The organism is Citrobacter sp. RHBSTW-00944, assembly GCF_013615435.1.
GTDB classification, from domain to species: domain Bacteria; phylum Pseudomonadota; class Gammaproteobacteria; order Enterobacterales; family Enterobacteriaceae; genus Citrobacter; species Citrobacter braakii.
This window is the reverse complement of sequence record NZ_CP055418.1, coordinates 3,910,614-3,929,212: the sequence shown is the minus strand read 5'-3', so window position 1 is coordinate 3,929,212 and position 18,599 is coordinate 3,910,614. Positions and strand designations below refer to the sequence as shown.

At 51.8% G+C, this 18,599-nt stretch carries 15 protein-coding genes; 10 read left to right on the top strand and 5 right to left on the bottom strand.

Features of this window, described 5'->3' with window-relative positions; all coding sequences use genetic code 11:
* The first annotated feature begins 143 nt into the window (after positions 1-143).
* From HV334_RS18880 to foxA, 5 genes are all read left to right on the top strand, one after another.
* Complete coding sequence (locus HV334_RS18880; protein ID WP_016151935.1) at positions 144-779, top strand: DUF2913 family protein; 636 nt, start codon at positions 144-146, stop codon at positions 777-779.
* A 91-nt stretch (positions 780-870) separates the two neighbouring features.
* Positions 871-1,110, top strand: coding sequence for a hypothetical protein (locus tag HV334_RS18875; protein ID WP_016151936.1), 240 nt, complete (start codon positions 871-873; stop codon positions 1,108-1,110).
* Positions 1,111-1,318: 208 nt separating this feature from the next.
* Positions 1,319-2,899 carry a methyl-accepting chemotaxis protein gene (locus HV334_RS18870; RefSeq protein ID WP_181220783.1) on the top strand — a complete coding sequence of 527 codons (1,581 nt, stop codon included), beginning with the start codon at positions 1,319-1,321 and terminating at the stop codon, positions 2,897-2,899.
* Between the two features lie 279 nt (positions 2,900-3,178).
* A complete protein-coding gene (locus HV334_RS18865; protein ID WP_032931274.1) occupies positions 3,179-4,162 on the top strand; it encodes a helix-turn-helix transcriptional regulator in 984 nt (327 codons plus the stop codon).
* A gap of 121 nt (positions 4,163-4,283) precedes the next feature.
* On the top strand, positions 4,284-6,392 hold the full coding sequence (foxA, locus tag HV334_RS18860) for a ferrioxamine B receptor FoxA (RefSeq protein ID WP_103847871.1): 2,109 nt from the start codon (positions 4,284-4,286) through the stop codon (positions 6,390-6,392).
* Positions 6,393-6,498: 106 nt separating this feature from the next.
* Here foxA and HV334_RS18855 read toward each other — a convergent pair whose 3' ends face one another.
* From HV334_RS18855 to HV334_RS18840, 4 genes are all read right to left on the bottom strand, one after another.
* Positions 6,499-7,008, bottom strand: coding sequence for a hypothetical protein (locus HV334_RS18855; protein WP_249415029.1), 510 nt, complete (start codon positions 7,006-7,008; stop codon positions 6,499-6,501).
* 184 nt (positions 7,009-7,192) lie between these two features.
* On the bottom strand, positions 7,193-8,287 hold the full coding sequence (locus HV334_RS18850; RefSeq protein ID WP_047499123.1) for a 4Fe-4S binding protein: 1,095 nt from the start codon (positions 8,285-8,287) through the stop codon (positions 7,193-7,195).
* 219 nt (positions 8,288-8,506) lie between these two features.
* A complete protein-coding gene (locus HV334_RS18845) occupies positions 8,507-9,895 on the bottom strand; it encodes a diguanylate cyclase (RefSeq protein WP_181220781.1) in 1,389 nt (462 codons plus the stop codon).
* 79 nt (positions 9,896-9,974) lie between these two features.
* Positions 9,975-10,607, bottom strand: a complete 633-nt coding sequence (locus HV334_RS18840) for a LysE family transporter (RefSeq protein WP_016151943.1) — start codon at positions 10,605-10,607, stop codon at positions 9,975-9,977.
* A gap of 273 nt (positions 10,608-10,880) precedes the next feature.
* On the opposite strand from HV334_RS18840, the gene yahO reads away from it, so the two are divergent.
* Entirely contained in the window at positions 10,881-11,156 is a 276-nt protein-coding gene (gene yahO / locus HV334_RS18835) for a DUF1471 family periplasmic protein YahO (RefSeq protein ID WP_016151944.1), read from the top strand.
* A 32-nt stretch (positions 11,157-11,188) separates the two neighbouring features.
* On the opposite strand, the gene prpR is transcribed toward yahO, so the two are convergent.
* Positions 11,189-12,799, bottom strand: coding sequence for a propionate catabolism operon regulatory protein PrpR (gene prpR, locus HV334_RS18830; RefSeq protein ID WP_181220780.1), 1,611 nt, complete (start codon positions 12,797-12,799; stop codon positions 11,189-11,191).
* A 251-nt stretch (positions 12,800-13,050) separates the two neighbouring features.
* Here prpR and prpB point away from each other — a divergent pair, with 251 nt between their 5' ends.
* The 4 genes from prpB to prpE all read left to right on the top strand — a co-directional run bounded on the left by prpB (position 13,051) and on the right by prpE (position 18,597).
* Positions 13,051-13,932 (top strand): methylisocitrate lyase, encoded by an 882-nt coding sequence (gene prpB, locus HV334_RS18825; RefSeq protein ID WP_016151946.1) that lies wholly within the window; start codon positions 13,051-13,053, stop codon positions 13,930-13,932.
* 80 nt (positions 13,933-14,012) lie between these two features.
* A complete protein-coding gene (gene prpC / locus HV334_RS18820) occupies positions 14,013-15,182 on the top strand; it encodes a 2-methylcitrate synthase (RefSeq protein WP_047497899.1) in 1,170 nt (389 codons plus the stop codon).
* A gap of 37 nt (positions 15,183-15,219) precedes the next feature.
* Positions 15,220-16,671: a bifunctional 2-methylcitrate dehydratase/aconitate hydratase gene (locus HV334_RS18815; protein ID WP_181220779.1), complete on the top strand. Its 1,452-nt coding sequence runs from the start codon at positions 15,220-15,222 to the stop codon at positions 16,669-16,671.
* Positions 16,672-16,710: 39 nt separating this feature from the next.
* Complete coding sequence (gene prpE, locus HV334_RS18810) at positions 16,711-18,597, top strand: propionate--CoA ligase (protein WP_181220778.1); 1,887 nt, start codon at positions 16,711-16,713, stop codon at positions 18,595-18,597.
* Positions 18,598-18,599 lie beyond the last annotated feature (2 nt).

Here is an 18,599-nt window from a genome sequence, read left to right as displayed (position 1 = left end):
AAGAGTGATGTGTTAAGTTTGCAATTTTATTACATAGGGATAAATTAATCTGGATCATATTTTGATGTTTTTAGTTGTAGTATTTTTTAAAATGAAATAATGCAAGATTTACATGTGATAATGATTTATTTGGGCAGGTTTAAGTGGTAAGGGATTCAGGAAAAGTTAGTACGTTACGACACCATTATCAGGATGACCTGGAAGCGTTTACCTGGAGTGCATTGGTAGCAATTGGTATCGCAATACGGGACCGTAAGATTCATTCTAAAATGTCAGAGCATCTTTTTATTATGCAATGGCTGGCCATCGCTAAAAAAAGAAAGCTCTTCTCAAGGAACGTAATCAATGAACTTCAATGGCTAATTGATGAAGGCAAGAAAAAAAGCCTCAATGCACAACTTAAATTTAAAATAGAATATCTATACTCGACTTCGAGTGGCGATGTATCGATGCAGAACGACTATTTTAAGTTTACTCATACGATTGAGGTGTTGAGAAATAATGGCTGGGAAAGCTTTCTGCTTACGCCAGAGAAATGGCGAGATCTGCATGAAAAGATTAAGGTAAGAGAAGGTAATTTTATTTTTATGGATGACACTCGGCTGCAGGCGTGTTTTGGCGTGCAGGGTGAGATTGTCAAACCCTTCTGTATCCGGGTATATGGCGATGTTGAGTTTGCAAAGTTAACGTTCATTAAACATAACCTTCCGGCTGAATTTGTAAAGCACGTTTCAAATGAGTTTTATCACTTCCATTTTCTTCTGGTAAGTAATGCTTAACTGGCGATGTGAACAATGTGCTGTTAATGCAAAGAATAGATTGATCAACTTGTAAATTTATCGGATAGAAACCACGCGCCAAGGACAGCGAATGTTTACTCGAAAGTTAGTGATTGCCAACGAATGGATAAGGTTGTCTGATATTCCAGACAGTGTGTCCATTTCTTTTCGGGGCGTTCTCGAGATAACTGAAAGTACAGGTGTGCCAGACGCCAGCACGCCGTTGTTACGTTTAGAAAATGAAATGGCACCGATCACCGTCGATTCGTTGTCCTGGGTGCGGGTGCCTGTCGATAGTCAGAAAGACATTACCGTTTATATCCATAAATAATATTAATGTTGAATAGTTTTGGCCTTATTTTTGCCAATGTTAGAGGGCTGCTGTTTATCGCAGTATGTCCCCCTGAGTAATTAATTTACTACCTAAGAATGAATACGGAAACTTTCTAATAATTAACCATTTTACAGGTTAAGGTATTGCGTGATGTGTCGATAACAATTAAGTCGTAGGGGATTTTTATTGTTATGGAGATGTTTAAATGTTAAAGAATATGAGAATTAAAACCAGCCTGTTATTATTACTGTTGTTATTTACCTTCATGCAGTTCTTTTCCAATGGATTTGAGTTAGTTGATCTCAAAGGAAATCAAAAAAATACGTTATTACTACATAACATCATTAAGGAGCAGGATACCCTGCATAAGGTCGTTGAGGCTGTTTATAAAGTCAGAAGCGTTCGTGATAATATTCAACAACATAATGCGACCGATGCCCGACAGACAGTGAATCAAATGCAAGAGCAGATGGCGTATGCCAGAAAACAGTTCGATATTTTCTGGGGTATTCCTGGATTGACGGCTGACGATCCGCAAATCGGTAAAGTCATCAGAACGGCTTTTGAGCAACAAATGAATGCTGAGCAAAAGTCTATTGATACATTAAATCAGATGCTTTCCAGCAACAGTATTATTAATGCACAAGAAAATGCTAATGCGGAACTGCTCGCGGCTCGCAAAAATTTCGATAACGAAGTGACGAATTATTACAAATCAACAATGCTGATTGGTGAGAAGATCGTTGCACAAACACACGTTCAGTTTAATACCTCGATCCTGAAAGTATCCGTGATCCTGGTCATTACGGTACTTATCTTCTTTATCTGTAATTTCTGGTTGAACCGGACCATCATTCAGCCTTTAAAAATCGTTTCTGAACATTTTGCACGGATTGGTAAAGGCGATCTCAGCCATCCTGTTAAGGTATCGGGTAACAATGAAATCGGCATACTGTGCTTAAATTTGCATAATATGCAAAAAGGCCTACGGGAGACTGTCAGCACTATTCGCGATGGCGTTGAGTCTATTAATATCGGTATGCAGGAAATTGCTTCCGGTAATTCCGATTTATCAACCAGAACGGAACAGCAGGCTGCGGCAGTCGTTGAAACGGCGGCCAGTATGGAACAGATTTCAGTCACAACAAAAAATAATACTGATAAGTCACATCAGGCATCCGTCATGACCAGCGAAAGCACGGAAATGGCATTGCGTGGCGAGCGTTTAATGAGTGATATGGTTGAGAAAATTCACCTGATCAGCCGTAATGCGCAAGGCGTGAACGAAATATCCAATGTTATTGATAGTATTGCTTTTCAAACCAATATCCTGGCATTAAACGCGGCGGTGGAAGCTGCACGCGCTGGTGAGTCCGGGCGTGGGTTTGCCGTTGTGGCGAGTGAAGTCCGAACGCTTGCCCAGCGCAGCGCCTCCTCGGCGAAAGAAATCAGTGAACTGGTTGCCAAAGCGGCAATTAGCGTTAAGGAAGGGGTAGAGATAGCCGAAAACAGTGGCGCCATGATGGCGGATATTGCGAAGGCAATACGCAACATTAATGTCTTAATGGAAGATATCTCTGGAGCCTCAGGGGAACAGAGTCGCGGCATCGAACAGATCCGGGTTGCGGTAACGCAAATGGAGCAAGTGACTCAGCAAAACGCCTCGCTGGTTGAGGAGATAGCCGCCACGACAGGCAGTGTGGAAGAGCAGTCGGCAATGCTATCCCAGGCTGTGGCGGTGTTCCAGGTGGAAGAAAACCAGCCTGAAATTCAGCATAATAAGTAGAGTACAAACTCGGCGGGTATCGTGGTGCGTTTGACGTGCCCGTTTATGACAGTGAGAAAGGTTGAGCTGCATATGGCTCACAGACCGCAGCTCATTAGGTGTCAATGTTGCCTGATGAGCTGCGCGAGAAGAATATCGGGAATGACGTTCTCCAGCGCGATATGAAATCGCGTACGTCATATTGATAATAATTCTCATTATTATTGTTGTGTTGTACAGGTAATGGTAATGTTGCTTCAGTTATCAACCGTTAATCCCATTTCCTGTGCAGAAGACAGCATGAACAACACCACCGCCCTGAATACGTCCAGACGCGTAGCCCGCACCTTCTCCGTCAGCGAGTTTATGGATTTTGGTGAGCGTTACGGGATCGATTACCGCTTTCCTCTGCTGGCGCAAAAGCCGGATTTGTCGTCTTGCAGCCCCGTTCTGCAGGGTGAGGTTGAGGAGATGACGCTCCCCTGCGGGATGTGTGTCACGCACTCTGATGTGCAGGTGCTACAACCCTACGAAACCACCTCCCGCCACAGCAGTCCTCTGTATATGCTGGTGGTTCTGGAAGGCTGCGTCATCCTGACGCTCAACGGGCAGGAGCATGTGGTGCGTTCCGGGATGGCGTTTAGCTCACGCCTGAGCGAGCATCAGACGATGCGTGCCCGCCATCATGCTGACTGCAAACTGCGCACGTTATCGCTCGGTCTGTATCCCGACGGCGCGTGGCGCACGGGGTTGCTCGAATCATTGATGCGTGAGTGGGAAAGATGCGAAACGCCGACGCTTATCTGGCAGGTGCCGGGATTTTTACTCAGCGGCCTGCAGTATGCGCAGCGGAGCACGATCGGCCATGTTTCTCGCCAACTGATGCTGGAAGGGCTGATATTACAACTGTTCGGCCATGGCCTCAGCGTGTGTCAGGTCGAGAGTGGCAAGCGGCTTGCGGCAAGCGGTGAACAGCAGCGGCTGGAGGTCGTTCGTCGTCTGCTGGAGCAGAGTCCCGAGAATGACTACACCCTCAATGCCCTGGCCCAACGCGCGGCGATGAGCCCCAGCAGCCTGCGCAGCAAGTTCCGTGCGGCCTATGGCTGTTCCGTCTTTGACTACCTGCGTGATTGCCGTCTGGAACGCGCACGCGGCTATTTACTGGAAGGATACAGCGTACAGCAGGCGGCCTGGATGTCGGGTTATCAACATGCTACCAACTTCTCCACCGCTTTTCGGCGTCGTTACGGCTTTTCGCCTGGCGATGTGCTCAAACTTTGCTAATCCATTTTTACGTTTTTCGCACGTGCCTTCCCGACAATTTGGCACTGCGCATAGGCAACCTGGCATCCTGCATAGCTATCTCCGTTAGCAAAAAGGTAATAATTCTCACTTACAATTAGACATGCCTTTGGAGATATTCATGTTCGCGAAGACTCGGTTGGCGCTAGTGGTGGGATGGGTGACCGGTAGCGTGGCTTTTCCTCTGCTGGCGCAGGAAACAACAAAAAACGATACGGTGGTTGTCACCTCGCAAATGCAAAGCGGGGCCACGAAGCTCGCCACGCCGGATCTTGAAACGCCTCAGTCGGTATCGATCATTACCCGTGAACAGTTTGAAGAGCAGGGCGCCACCAGCGTGCGCCAGGCCGTAAGCTATACGCCGGGGGTGTACAGCAATCAGATTGGTGCCTCCAACCGCTTTGACTATATTGTGCTGCGTGGTTTCTCGGATGGTAGCCTGGACAACGTCTATCTCGATGGCCTGAAGATGATGGGGGACACCAACTCACACAGCTCGCTGGTGGTCGATCCGTGGTTCCTCGAAGATATCGAAGTGGTACGCGGCCCGGCTTCCGTACTGTATGGCCGTTCTTCTCCGGGCGGTATTGTCGCGCTGACATCACGTAAGCCGTCGTTTGATGCTGGCGGAGAAGTGAAACTGTTTGCTGGCAACAATAACCAGCGCGGCGCGGCGTTTGACGTCACTGGGGCGCTGGATGATAACGATCGCGTGGCGGCACGACTGAGTGGAATGACGCGTTACGCAGACTCGCAGTTTGGTCCATTGAAAGAAGAACGTTATGCGCTGATGCCAAGCCTGACCTGGCGCATCACCGACCAGACGCGTCTGGATCTGATGGCTTATCTGCACCGTGACCCGGAAGGCGGAAGCCACTCCGGTCTGCCGTATGACGGCACCGTGGTTCCACATTACGGGCAAAAGATCTCCAACACTTTTTACGAAGGCGAGGATGATTACGACAAATACGATCGCCGTGAAAACATGGTGGGCTACAACGTTGAGCACCTGTTTGATAACGGCTGGTCGGTGCGGCAAAAACTGCGCTACCTGCATACCGACGTTGAGCTGAATCAGGTGTATGCGGCGGGCTGGCTGAATGAAACCGAGCTTAACCGCGGCTACTCCGGCTCCGATGAAAAAATGTCAGCGATTACGCTGGATAACCAACTCGACGGCAGCTTTGATACCTGGCAGGTCAACCACCGTGTGCTGGTGGGGATCGATTATCAGGATCGCAGCAACAATACCACCGGTTACTACGGTGCATTCCCGCCGATTGACGCCTTTAACCCGGTATACGGCGCGCAGCCTGATTACATCAACATGTATGCGCGTGAGAAGCACAAGCTGCGCCAGACAGGCTACTATTTGCAGGATCAGATGTCATGGGATCGCTGGCGTATTACGCTCGGCGGTCGCTACGATCAGGTCAGCGTTTCTAACATTGATAAGATCAACGATACCCGTAGCGATCTGGACAAAAACAACTTCAGCACCCGTGCTGCGCTGCTCTATTTGTTCGATAACGGCTTTGCGCCGTATGTGAGTTATTCCACCGCCTTTACGCCAACCAGCTTTGCCGATGAGAACGGCAATCTGCTGGAGCCGATGAAAGGCAAGCAGTGGGAAGCCGGGCTGAAATATGAGCCGGAAGGACTCAACAGTCAGTTCAGCGCGTCGGTATTCCGTATCAATCAGACGAATATCGCCACCAAAGAAGAGCCGACCGATCCGTACCGCTCGATTGGGGAAATTGAGTCTGAAGGGGTAGAGCTGGAGGCCATTAGCCAACTGACGGAGAGCTTCCGTCTGCAGGCGGCGTATACCTATACCGACATTCGCTATAAGAAAAGCAGCCCGGAAGAGCAGGGTAAACGTGCAGTGTACGCGCCGCGTAACCAGGCCAGTACCTGGCTGAGCTACGATGTGAAAAGCGGTCCGCTGGATGGCCTGACGCTGGGCTCAGGCGTACGTTATGTCAACGGTATTGCCAGCGATCGCCTGAATACTCACACCCTGCCGTCCTACACGCTGGTGGATATGGCAATTGGCTACGACTTAACGAATATCGGTATTAAAGGGTTGAGCGCTCAGTTGAACGTCAACAACCTGACCGACAAGCGCTACGTTGCAGCTTGTAATTCGCTCTCATACTGCTACTTCGGCGCCGAGCGTAGCATTGTCGGCAGCGTTTCATGGAAGTTCTGAGTATCGTTTTTTAGCCGGATGGCGGCGCTGGCGTCTTATCAAGCCTACAGATGCGTGCAAAGTGTAGGCCTGATAAGCGCAGCGCCATCAGGCTGGGGGATTGCGGTTATTGTGTAAAACCGTTTTGCATACAAATCTGCGCGCTGGTTCTCAGGGTAAAGGCGACTTTGTCTGGGTACTGGCTGTAATAGTTATGCTCTTCTTCCAACCCTTTCGCCTGCGCCAGACGTACCGTTTCCAGCGAGCAGGTACGGTAGATCAGGTCTTTATTCATATTGGTCTGCTTTTCACGCTGTTTATCTGCGGACAGCGCCAGCCAGCTCTCGGACAGCGAGTAATCGTAGACCACCCGGTTTCCTTTCGCCTGCACATTTTCAATGGTAATGAGTTCGTCGATTTTCAGTCTTGGCTGCCCACGCATTTTTTTCTTATCTTCCGCTGCGGCATATTGGGCCAGCGCATTAATATCCATGCCTGCTATTTTCTGTTTATAGATATCGACATAAGCGGCGGGCTGCTGATAACGCTGAGCGTAAGCGTTTCTTAATTCTCCATCGCTCACCGTACAACCCGCCAGAAACAGAGGTAAAAGCAGCGCCAGTTTTATTTTAGTCATGATGTTATCCCGTTCATTATTGTGGTCCCAGTCGCCCATAACATAATAGAAAAAATGATTACGGGTGATATTTAAGGTTGTATAAACGGGGGCACGATGACACAAGTGCAATAGTCTTAAAATGGCGTTACAGGCAGGAAACCCTGCCAGAATTGGCAGGGGTTTTGAACATACTGGTAAAGAATTAATGGCCGATCATTTTTGCTTTCGGGATCAGCTGGAAATACAGGTGATCCGGCACCGGCGTATCCCAGACATTGGCATATACCGCATAACCAATGGTGGCAAACAGAATCCCCAGCACCAGTATTGTCATGGCAATACCCGACAGTGCCGTTTGTCGCCATAACGCTTTACCGCTGCCTTTTGCACCCGGCGGTGTCTGCAGGGAAAAGCTCAATGTTGAAGCCACCGGACAGGATTCAACACAGGTCATGCAGCCAGTGCATTCCACAGTACGCACCTGAATCAGTCTGTCGACCGGGATTTTCGATGGGCAATTTTTCGCGCATTTCCCGCAATCAATGCAACTGTCGGCGTTGCGGCGGATTTTAAACGGCGAGAACAGCGAGAACAGACCAAGCAGTGCGCCGTAAGGACACAGATAACGACACCAGGCGTTGCGAATAAACAGGCTCAGGAGGCTGATAACCACCACGGAGATGAGCGTGGCGGAGCCAATATGGCGAAAGAAATCGAGCATCTTCACATCGATGATGATTCCATAGGCTGACGTCAGAAAGTACTGAATCCCCTGGGCGGGCATCGACAGGGCGATATACAAGAAAAACCCCAGCAGCAGATACTTCAGGCTGAGCAGCGGGATATCCAGCCAGCGCGGCAGCGTAAAGTTACGACCGAATAATTTTCTCCCCAGATTACCGAGCAGTTCGGAAAGCGTCCCCACCGGGCATAACCATGAACAGAAAGCTTTTTTTAACAACAGGCTAATCAGGATAAACGCAACTAACAGCAGCATAGAGGCGGCATGGATGGGCGGAAGAAAACCGGTCTCTAGCGTATAGCGGAAATTCATCAAACCCGCTATCGGCAGCCATCCCTCAATACCGCCGGGCCTTGGAATATAAACGCTGGTGCCGGCGGTTTCGAAATAGCGGACCCAATACCAGAACGCCACGCCAATATAAATATTGATAGCCAGCAGGAGAAACTGGGTGGCTTTTCGCCAGCTGCTGGCGTTGCGCCAGTCATTCCACGGCAGTTTGCCCCCGGTCGTGCCTGGGCGGCGCTGCCAGCGCGTTCTCATCTTCCCGTTCATGGTTTTATAGTATCCCTCATATTTCCCCTTCTGCATTCAGAAGGCGTCATCACCGGGATATGCTAGCGCTATTCAGATTTGGTGTATTTGATTTGCATCTTATTACGCGGCTGTTATTTTCTTCATGCCAATATGCCTGAAAAATAATAACAGCCCGATATTTATCACAGGTCAGATAAATACCCTGAACGGGGTATTTATTTCTCTGCAGGGCAACGATTATTCCTGATAAACCTCAACGCGGTCGCGGCCATTACTTTTCGCCAGATAAAGTGCGCGATCGGCTTTATCAACCAACTGTTTATAGTCGGGATGATAGTCATATTCGGCAATACCAATACTGACGGTAATAGAAAACGTTTCTGTCGCTGAGGCTGACATGCGCATCTCGGCAATTTTCATACGCAGCGTTTCCAGAATAATACTGGCCTGTGTTTCATCTGACTCGACGAGCAGAATCATAAATTCTTCGCCACCGTAGCGGAACACGTAATCGCTGCTGCGGATATGATCGTAAATGACCGCCGCGACGTTTTTGAGCGTCAGATCGCCAGTATTATGCCCGAAGTTATCGTTAATTTGCTTGAAGTAGTCGATATCCAGCATCGCCAGGGTAAAAGGCTTACGCGTATGTAACGCCAGCGAGATCTCGCGCCGCATGATGGTCGGAATAAAGCGGCGATTAAGCAACTGGGTCAGCGAATCTTTACCATTTTCCTGCTTAACCAGCGCGTCGAACATTGAGGCGAGCAGGAAATGGATTTTTGCCGATAGCTGGCGTACATCCTGCAATAAGCTCATCCGCTCGGGTTCTGTCGGCTGATGCTGATGCGACAGGGTTGTTGTCAGACGACTGTCGATCTCTGCAATCAGTGATTCCATCTTATTCAGCAGATTGCTGTTGCCGAGGATATGTTTTCCCTTATGTGATAACCACATACCGAAGTCAGAATTCGCCAAAAACACCATCTCACCGAAAGGCATTCCGGTGGCGATGTTATAAATAAACTGGTTTTCCCAGTCGGTAAACGAACGGATTTGCCGCTCGCGCTCGACGTTAACGTCATCGTAAATAGTCTGTAGACGGTACTGCTCCTGCGTGTGCATAGAGTTTTGAAAACTGGGGGAATAGGAGACCGTCATGGCCTCCAGCGCAGTATCCATTGCCAGACTGCTGAAACAGATAGCATCGCTCAGCAAGGCGGGAGTGGAATCCACCTTTGTTTTTAACACCCTGTACAGCTCATCTTTCAGCTTGCGCGCGCCGCGGTTAACCAGATCGATGGGCAGGCCGATACGGGCATGCACCACACCAATTTTGCGCTGTTTGGCCAGCAGTTGTGAGAGATCTTCGTGGGCGCTGCCAAGTACGCTGCGCAGCCAGTCAAACATGCTGCCGCTGAGGCGGGTACTGACCTGTTCTGTATTGAGGAACAATGCGCTCTCCGCATGGGAGAGCATATAGTCATAAAAAACGGTTACTAAATGGCGGATCTCTTCATCGCTTAACGATGTCAGGAGCGTGTGAACTTCAGGTGATGTTTGACGTAACAGCGCCTGCCATTCTGTAAGGAGTAATGTGTCGTTTACCGGTTCAACCTGTTCCATCTTACTGCCACTCAACGTGCGATTAAAAATTCAGGCGGTATTACGGACAATTACCTCACGATGGTCAAGTTAAACTCTCTTATCGATGGCTAATACCTTCATAAATAAGCCTGAGCGCGAAGACACCAATAATGGCGCCAATCACCCGGCTGGCAACCCGTTGGATTCGGCCATACGCACGGCGCACGGCGGGCAACGAAAACGCCTGGCTGAGAAAAATACGCCAGATAACGGAAGACAACACAATGCCTGCCCAGGCCATCAACCTGGCCCACGTTGGCGTGTCTGCGCTTAAGGTGACCGAGAAGATACTAATAAAAAACAGCACGGTTTGCGGATTAGATAAATCCGTTAATAACCCGCGGCGGAAAAACACATACCAGGGGGCGGAAAGCGGCTGCTGTAGCGTTGGCATTTGCGGTGTCGCCTGATGCCGGATGCTGTTCCAGGCAAACCACAGCAGATAGGCGCCGCCGACAATCTTAATCAACGAAAAAATCTCTTCACACTGAGTAATAAGCGTCGCCATGCCAAAGAGCCCGAGGCCGGAGTAGAACGCATCGCCTAAGGCGACGCCCAGACCGGTTATCACGCCCGCGCGTCGCCCTGACGCCAGGCTGGTTTGCACCACCACAAACAGGTTCGCGCCGGGGTTAAAAAAAGTTAAAACAAACAGGCTGACGGTGAGTACGACGGCGTGCAGAGGTTCCATAGACAACAATTCCTCAGATTCTCATAAAGTTAACACTATAATTTCAGTGCGCTGCCTGTTCTGAGGATCAACTCACACTGGCTATTGAAACTTTGAACAGGTTGACGCACTGCTACCCGGTGACCGGTTTTTTCTGCGCCGCAAAATCTCTATATATTCCTGCTGAATGTGGATTTTTTATCCAGGCTGGACTAGTTATTAATCATCCTTGAATCGCGTTATGTAATGTTCAGGGATCGATGATGGCGTAATAACAAAACCTGGAGCTGGTCTATGAAAACTGGAATTAAAGTACTTATTGGTGCATTAGCTTTTGTCGTGACCAACGCATATGCCGCGGAATTTATGACAAAACTTGAATTTGAAAAGGTTGAGTCGCAGTACACAAAAATCGGTGATATCTCAACGAGTAATGAAGTTTCTGTCTCAGACGCTAAAGAAGAGCTGCTGAAGAAAGCAGAAGAGAAAGGGGCCGATGTGGTGGTATTAACCTCCGGTCAAACGGATAATAAAATCCATGGCACAGCCAATATCTACAAGAAAAAATAATACGCTACTGTAAAAATCACGATACCCGTCGGTCATTGTATCGGCGGGTTTTCTTTTAATCTGCGCCAGAAGGTGGTTCGGCTTACCCCGAGATATCGTGCAGCCGCGGTTTTATCGCCATTGAATTGCGCCAGCACCTGCTGCGGCGTGAGCAATGAGGATACCTGCGGCGCGTCAGCAGCAACGGCCAGTTCCGGTAACAGCTGCTGCAGGAATTGTACGTTCAGCTCCGGCTGCGGCTCGACGCTTAAAAACAGCGCCAGGCGCTCCATCATATTACGCAGTTCACGGATATTCCCAGGCCAGCCATAATTCAGTAACGTCGGTTGACTCAGACCCAGCCCTTTGCGCACAGGTTCAGAAAACGGCACCTCCAGTTCCGCCAGCGACTGTTTTAAAAAGCCTTCCGCCAGCGGCAGGATATCGGGCAATCGCTCGCGTAGCGGCGGTAGCGTGAGGCGCAAAATACTCAGGCGATAAAACAGATCGGTGCGAAATTCTCCCTGTTTTATCTCCTGCTCCAGATGACAGTGGGTGGCGCTAATCACTCGTACATCGACCGGAATCGGCTGATGTCCACCGACCCGGGTGACCTCTTTTTCTTCCAGCACGCGCAGCAGTCGGGTTTGTAACGGCAGCGGCATTTCACCTATCTCATCAAGAAACAGCGTTCCGCCGTGGGCGATTTCAAACAGGCCCGCGCGTCCTCCCCGACGGGAGCCGGTAAAGGCGCCATCCTCATAGCCGAACAGCTCCGCTTCCAGTAATGATTCGGTGATTGCCCCGCAGTTGACGGCAACAAACGGCGGCGAAGGTTTACCGCGCCGGTTCTCCTGACGGGTGAAAAACTCACGATGAATTGCCTGCGCCGCCAGTTCTTTGCCCGTGCCTGTTTCGCCCTGAATCAGCACCGGTGCACGCGAACGGGCATAAAGCATAATGGTGTGCCGCACCTGTTCCATCTGTGCCGAGTGACCGCGCATATCCCCCAGCGCATAGCGGGTGCGCAGCGTATCGCCGGAAACGTACGGACCGTTTCTGCGCAGCGTCAGACGAGTCATATCGAGCGCATCGACAAAGGCCTGGCGCACGGTGGCCGCCGAATAGATAAAGATGCCGGTCATGCCTGCTTCTTCAGCCAGGTCGGTAATCAACCCCGCGCCGACGACCGCCTGCGTGCCGCTGGCCTTCAGCTCGTTGATTTGCCCACGGGCATCTTCTTCCGTGATATAGCTGCGCTGTTCAAGCTGCAAATTGAAGGTTTTTTGAAAAGCGAGCAGCGCGGGGAGGGTTTCCTGATAGGTAATGACGCCAATCGACGAGGTGAGCTTTCCCGCTTTGGCCAGCGCCTGTAGCACGTCAAACCCGCTGGGTTTAATCAGGATCACCGGAATCGATAAACGGCTTTTCAGATACGCCCCGTTGGAACCCGCGGCAATGATGGCATCACAACGCTCGGTGGCTAACTTCTTGCGGATATACGTCACCGCTTTTTCAAAACCAAGCTGAATAGGGGTGATGGTTGCCAGGTGGTCGAACTCCAGGCTGATGTCGCGAAACAGTTCGAACAGGCGCGTGACCGAAACGGTCCAGATAACCGGTTTGTCGTCGTTCACCCGCGGCGGAAGATGCGTATCAGCCATAACCATCCTAAAAAGTAAGGCACCGAGTATTAGGGTTTAGTTGCGTTTCATAAATGTTGCAATGAAACGTGAAGGAACGTTTCATGAAACGATAGCTGACACGCTTTTGTGCAACAAAGATACAAGGATTTAATTTAATATATTGTTTTTAAAGGTAAATATATAAATTAATTAAAAATTAAGGTCTTTGGCATACCCCTTGCTTTAAATAAATCAACGAACGATAACAAGTTGATAACAAAGGACGGGATATGTCTCTACACTCCCCAGGGCAGGCGTTTCGCGCCGCGCTCAGCAAAGAAAACCCATTACAAATCGTTGGCACCATCAACGCCAACCACGCTCTGCTGGCCCAACGCGCCGGATATCAGGCGATTTATCTCTCCGGCGGCGGCGTCGCGGCTGGGTCTCTGGGTCTGCCGGATCTTGGTATTTCTACCCTTGATGATGTGCTAACCGATATTCGCCGTATTACTGATGTTTGCCCGCTGCCATTGCTGGTGGATGCGGATATCGGTTTTGGATCGTCAGCCTTCAACGTGGCGCGGACCGTGAAGTCGATTTCCAAAGCCGGTGCCGCCGCGCTGCATATTGAAGATCAGATCGGCGCCAAACGCTGCGGCCATCGCCCGAACAAGGCGATCGTCTCGAAAGAAGAGATGGTCGACAGGATCCGCGCCGCCGTGGATGCGCGTACCGATCCCAACTTTGTGATCATGGCGCGGACCGATGCATTGGCGGTGGAAGGATTAGAGGCCGCCATCGATCGTGCCCAGGCGTACGTCGAAGCAGGCGCGGATATGTTGTTCCCGGAAGCCATTACCGAGCTTGCCATGTACCGTCAGTTTGCCGATGCGGTACAGGTGCCGATCCTCGCCAACATTACCGAATTTGGTGCTACGCCACTGTTCACCACTGATGAACTGCGCAGCGCGAACGTCGCGATGGCGCTGTATCCACTGTCGGCCTTCCGCGCCATGAACCGCGCTGCGGAAAAGGTTTACAACGTGCTGCGCCAGGAAGGAACGCAAAAGAGCGTTATCGACATTATGCAGACGCGCAACGAGCTATACGAAAGCATCAATTACTACCAGTTCGAAGAGAAACTCGACGCGTTGTATACCAAGAAGTAACCGTCGTAGGCCGGATAAGGCGTAGCCGCCATCCGGCAATAAATTTGTACCCTACATATTATAAAAATGACGAGGACAACATGAGCGACACAACGATCCTGCAAAATAGTACCCATGTCATTAAACCTAAAAAATCGGTTGCGCTGTCAGGTGTCGCCGCCGGAAATACCGCGCTGTGTACCGTAGGCAAAAGCGGTAACGACCTGCACTATCGCGGCTACGATATTCTCGACCTGGCGCAGCAGTGCGAATTTGAAGAAGTCGCGCACCTGCTGATCCACGGGAAATTGCCCACCCGTGATGAGCTCACCGCCTATAAAATCAAATTAAAAGCGCTGCGCGGGCTGCCCGCAAACGTGCGTACCGTTCTGGAAGCGCTGCCTGCTGCCTCGCACCCGATGGACGTGATGCGCACCGGCGTCTCCGCGCTGGGCTGTACGTTGCCGGAAAAAGAAGGGCATACCGTCTCCGGCGCACGCGATATTGCCGATAAGCTGCTGGCATCGCTCAGTTCTATTCTCCTGTACTGGTATCACTACAGCCATAACGGCGAGCGTATTCAGCCTGAAACTGACGATGATTCCATTGGCGGCCACTTCCTGCATCTGCTGCATGGCGAAAAGCCGTCGCGAAGCTGGGAAAAAGCGATGCATATTTCGCTGGTGCTGTATGCCGAACACGAATTCAACGCCTCCACCTTCACCAGCCGCGTGATTGCAGGGACCGGATCCGATATGTATTCCGCGATTATCGGCGCGATTGGCGCATTGCGTGGTCCGAAACACGGCGGGGCGAATGAAGTATCGCTGGAGATCCAACAGCGCTACGAAACGCCAGACGAAGCGGAAGCGGATATCCGTAAACGCGTTGAAAACAAAGAAGTGGTGATTGGCTTTGGTCATCCGGTTTACACCATCGCCGACCCGCGCCATCAGGTGATAAAGCGCGTGGCGAAACAGCTTTCTCAGGAAGGCGGTTCGCTGAAAATGTACAACATCGCCGACCGTCTGGAAGACGTGATGTGGGAAACGAAAAAGATGTTCCCCAACCTCGACTGGTTCTCGGCAGTCTCCTACAACATGATGGGCGTCCCGACCGAAATGTTCACACCGCTGTTTGTCATCGCCCGCGTCACCGGCTGGGCGGCGCACATCATCGAACAGCGCCAGGACAACAAAATTATCCGTCCTTCCGCCAATTACACCGGCCCGGAAGATCGTGTCTTTGTCGCGATAGATCAGCGTTGCTAATGCAAAACCTCTAAATATAAAAACAGGAACCCTTGTTATGTCTGCACATATTTCGAACGTCCGCCCGGAATTTGACCGTGAAATCGTTGATATCGTTGATTACGTCATGAATTACGAGATCACTTCGACGGTAGCGTATGACACCGCGCATTATTGCCTGCTTGATACCTTAGGCTGCGGCCTGGAAGCGCTGGAATATCCGGCCTGTAAAAAACTGCTGGGGCCGGTAGTCCCAGGGACTGTGGTGCCGAACGGCGTGCGCGTTCCGGGCACCCAGTTCCAGCTCGATCCGGTGCAGGCGGCGTTTAACATCGGCGCGATGATCCGCTGGCTGGACTTTAACGATACCTGGCTGGCCGCGGAATGGGGGCATCCTTCCGATAACCTCGGCGGCATTCTGGCTACGGCTGACTGGCTGTCACGCAATGCGGTAGCGGTGGGGAAAGCGCCGTTAACCATGAAAAAAGTGCTCACCGGAATGATTAAAGCCCATGAAATTCAGGGCTGCATCGCGCTGGAAAACTCTTTTAACCGCGTCGGTCTCGATCACGTCCTGCTGGTCAAAGTGGCCTCCACGGCGGTGGTCGCCGAGATGCTTGGCCTGAACCGGGATGAAATTCTCAACGCCGTATCGCTGGCGTGGGTTGACGGGCAGTCGCTGCGTACCTATCGCCATGCGCCAAATACCGGCACGCGTAAATCCTGGGCAGCTGGCGATGCAACCTCGCGCGCGGTACGTCTGGCACTGATGGCGAAAACCGGTGAGATGGGGTATCCGTCTGCGCTGACGGCGAAAACCTGGGGCTTTTATGACGTCTCTTTCAAAGGCGAATCGTTCCGCTTCCAGCGCCCGTACGGCTCTTATGTGATGGAAAACGTGCTGTTTAAAATCTCCTTCCCGGCCGAGTTCCACTCGCAGACTGCGGTAGAGGCGGCGATGACGCTGTACGAGCAGCTACAGGCTACCGGGAAAACGGCGGCGGATATCGAAAAAGTGACCATTCGTACGCACGAAGCCTGTATCCGCATCATCGATAAAAAAGGCCCGCTGAATAACCCGGCGGATCGCGATCACTGCATCCAGTATATGGTCGCCATTCCGCTGCTGTTCGGGCGTTTAACCGCGGCAGATTATGAAGACGGCGTGGCGCAGGACAAACGCATTGATGCCCTGCGCGAGAAGATCAACTGCTTTGAAGATCCGGCCTTTACAGCCGATTACCACGATCCTGAAAAACGCGCCATCGCGAATGCCATCACCCTGGAATTCACCGACGGCTCACGTTTTGAAGAAGTGGTGGTGGAGTACCCAATCGGCCACGCGCGCCGTCGTAACGACGGGATGCCGAAGCTGGTCGAGAAGTTCAAAATCAACCTGGCGCGTCAGTTCCCGACCCGTCAGCAGCAGCGCATTCTGGATGTCTCCCTGGACAGAACTCGCCTGGAGCAGATGCCGGTCAATGAGTATATGGATTTGTTTGTTATCTGAAACCCGACTCATCAGGCGTAAGTTCAACAGGAGAGCATTATGTCTTATAGCGAGTTTTATCAACGTTCTATTACGCAGCCGGAGTCGTTCTGGGCCGAGCAGGCCCAGCGTATTGACTGGCAGCAGCCGTATACGCAGGTACTGGACCACAGCAATCCGCCGTTTGCCCGCTGGTTTTGTGGCGGGACGACCAACCTGTGCCATAACGCCATCGACCGCTGGCTGGAGAAACAGCCCGAGGCGCTGGCGCTGATTGCTGTGTCATCAGAAACCGAAGAAGAACGCACGTTTACCTTTCGTCAGTTGTATGACGAAGTGAATATTGTGGCAGCGATGCTGTTGTCGCTCGGCGTACAGCGCGGGGATCGGGTACTGGTTTATATGCCGATGATCGCCGAAGCGCACATTACGCTGCTGGCCTGCGCGCGCATTGGGGCGATCCATTCGGTGGTGTTCGGTGGTTTTGCTTCGCACAGCGTGGCGGCGCGCATCGACGACGCCCGACCAGTGGTTATCGTTTCGGCGGATGCCGGGGCGCGCGGCGGCAAGATCCTGCCCTATAAAAAGCTACTCGATGATGCGATCGATCAGGCTCAGCATCAGCCGCGTCATGTGGTGCTGGTCGACCGCGGTCTGGCGAAAATGGCGCGGGTGGAGGGGCGTGACCTCGACTTTGCCGCGCTACGCCAACAGCATCTCGGCGCACGGGTGCCGGTTGTCTGGCTGGAGTCGAACGAAACGTCCTGCATTCTCTACACCTCAGGGACAACCGGTAAACCGAAAGGCGTCCAGCGCGATGTTGGTGGCTATGCGGTCGCGCTGGCGACCTCGATGGACACCATTTTCGGCGGCAAAGCGGGCGGCGTGTTCTTCTGCGCGTCGGATATCGGCTGGGTGGTTGGGCATTCCTATATCGTGTATGCCCCGCTGCTGGCGGGGATGGCGACGGTGGTTTACGAAGGGCTGCCAACGTATCCGGACTGCGGCGTATGGTGGAAAATTCTTGAGAAGTATCAGGTCAGCCGGATGTTCTCGGCCCCGACCGCCATCCGCGTGCTGAAAAAATTCCCAACCGCGCAAATCCGCAATCACGATCTCTCCTCGCTGGAGGTGCTGTATCTGGCGGGTGAGCCGCTGGATGAACCGACCGCCAGTTGGGTAACGGAAACGCTGGGCGTCCCGGTTATCGACAACTACTGGCAGACTGAATCCGGCTGGCCGATTATGGCTATCGCCCGCGGGCTGGACGACCGACCGTCGCGGCTGGGCAGTCCTGGCGTGCCGATGTACGGCTATAACGTGCAGTTGCTCAATGAGGTGACCGGTGAACCTTGTGCGGCGAACGAGAAGGGGATGCTGGTGATTGAAGGGCCGCTGCCGCCGGGCTGTATTCAGACTATCTGGGGGGATGACGCGCGGTTTGTGAATACCTACTGGTCGCTGTTTTCCCGCCAGGTGTACGCCACCTTTGACTGGGGCATTCGCGATGCCGATGGCTATTACTTCATTCTGGGCCGTACGGATGACGTGATCAACGTGGCCGGACACCGGCTGGGGACGCGCGAGATAGAGGAGAGTATTTCCAGCTATCCAAACGTCTCCGAGGTGGCGGTAGTTGGCGTGAAGGATGCGCTGAAAGGGCAGGTGGCGGTCGCGTTTGTTATTCCAAAACAGAGCGACAGTCTGGAAGACAGCGACATTGCCCATTCGGAAGAGAAGGCGATTATGGCGCTGGTGGACAGTCAAATTGGTAATTTTGGTCGTCCGGCGCACGTCTGGTTTGTGTCGCAACTGCCGAAAACACGCTCCGGCAAAATGCTCAGACGGACGATTCAGGCGATCTGCGAAGGCCGCGATCCTGGCGATCTAACGACCATTGACGATCCCGCATCGTTGCAGCAAATCCGTCAGGCGATCGAGGAGTAACG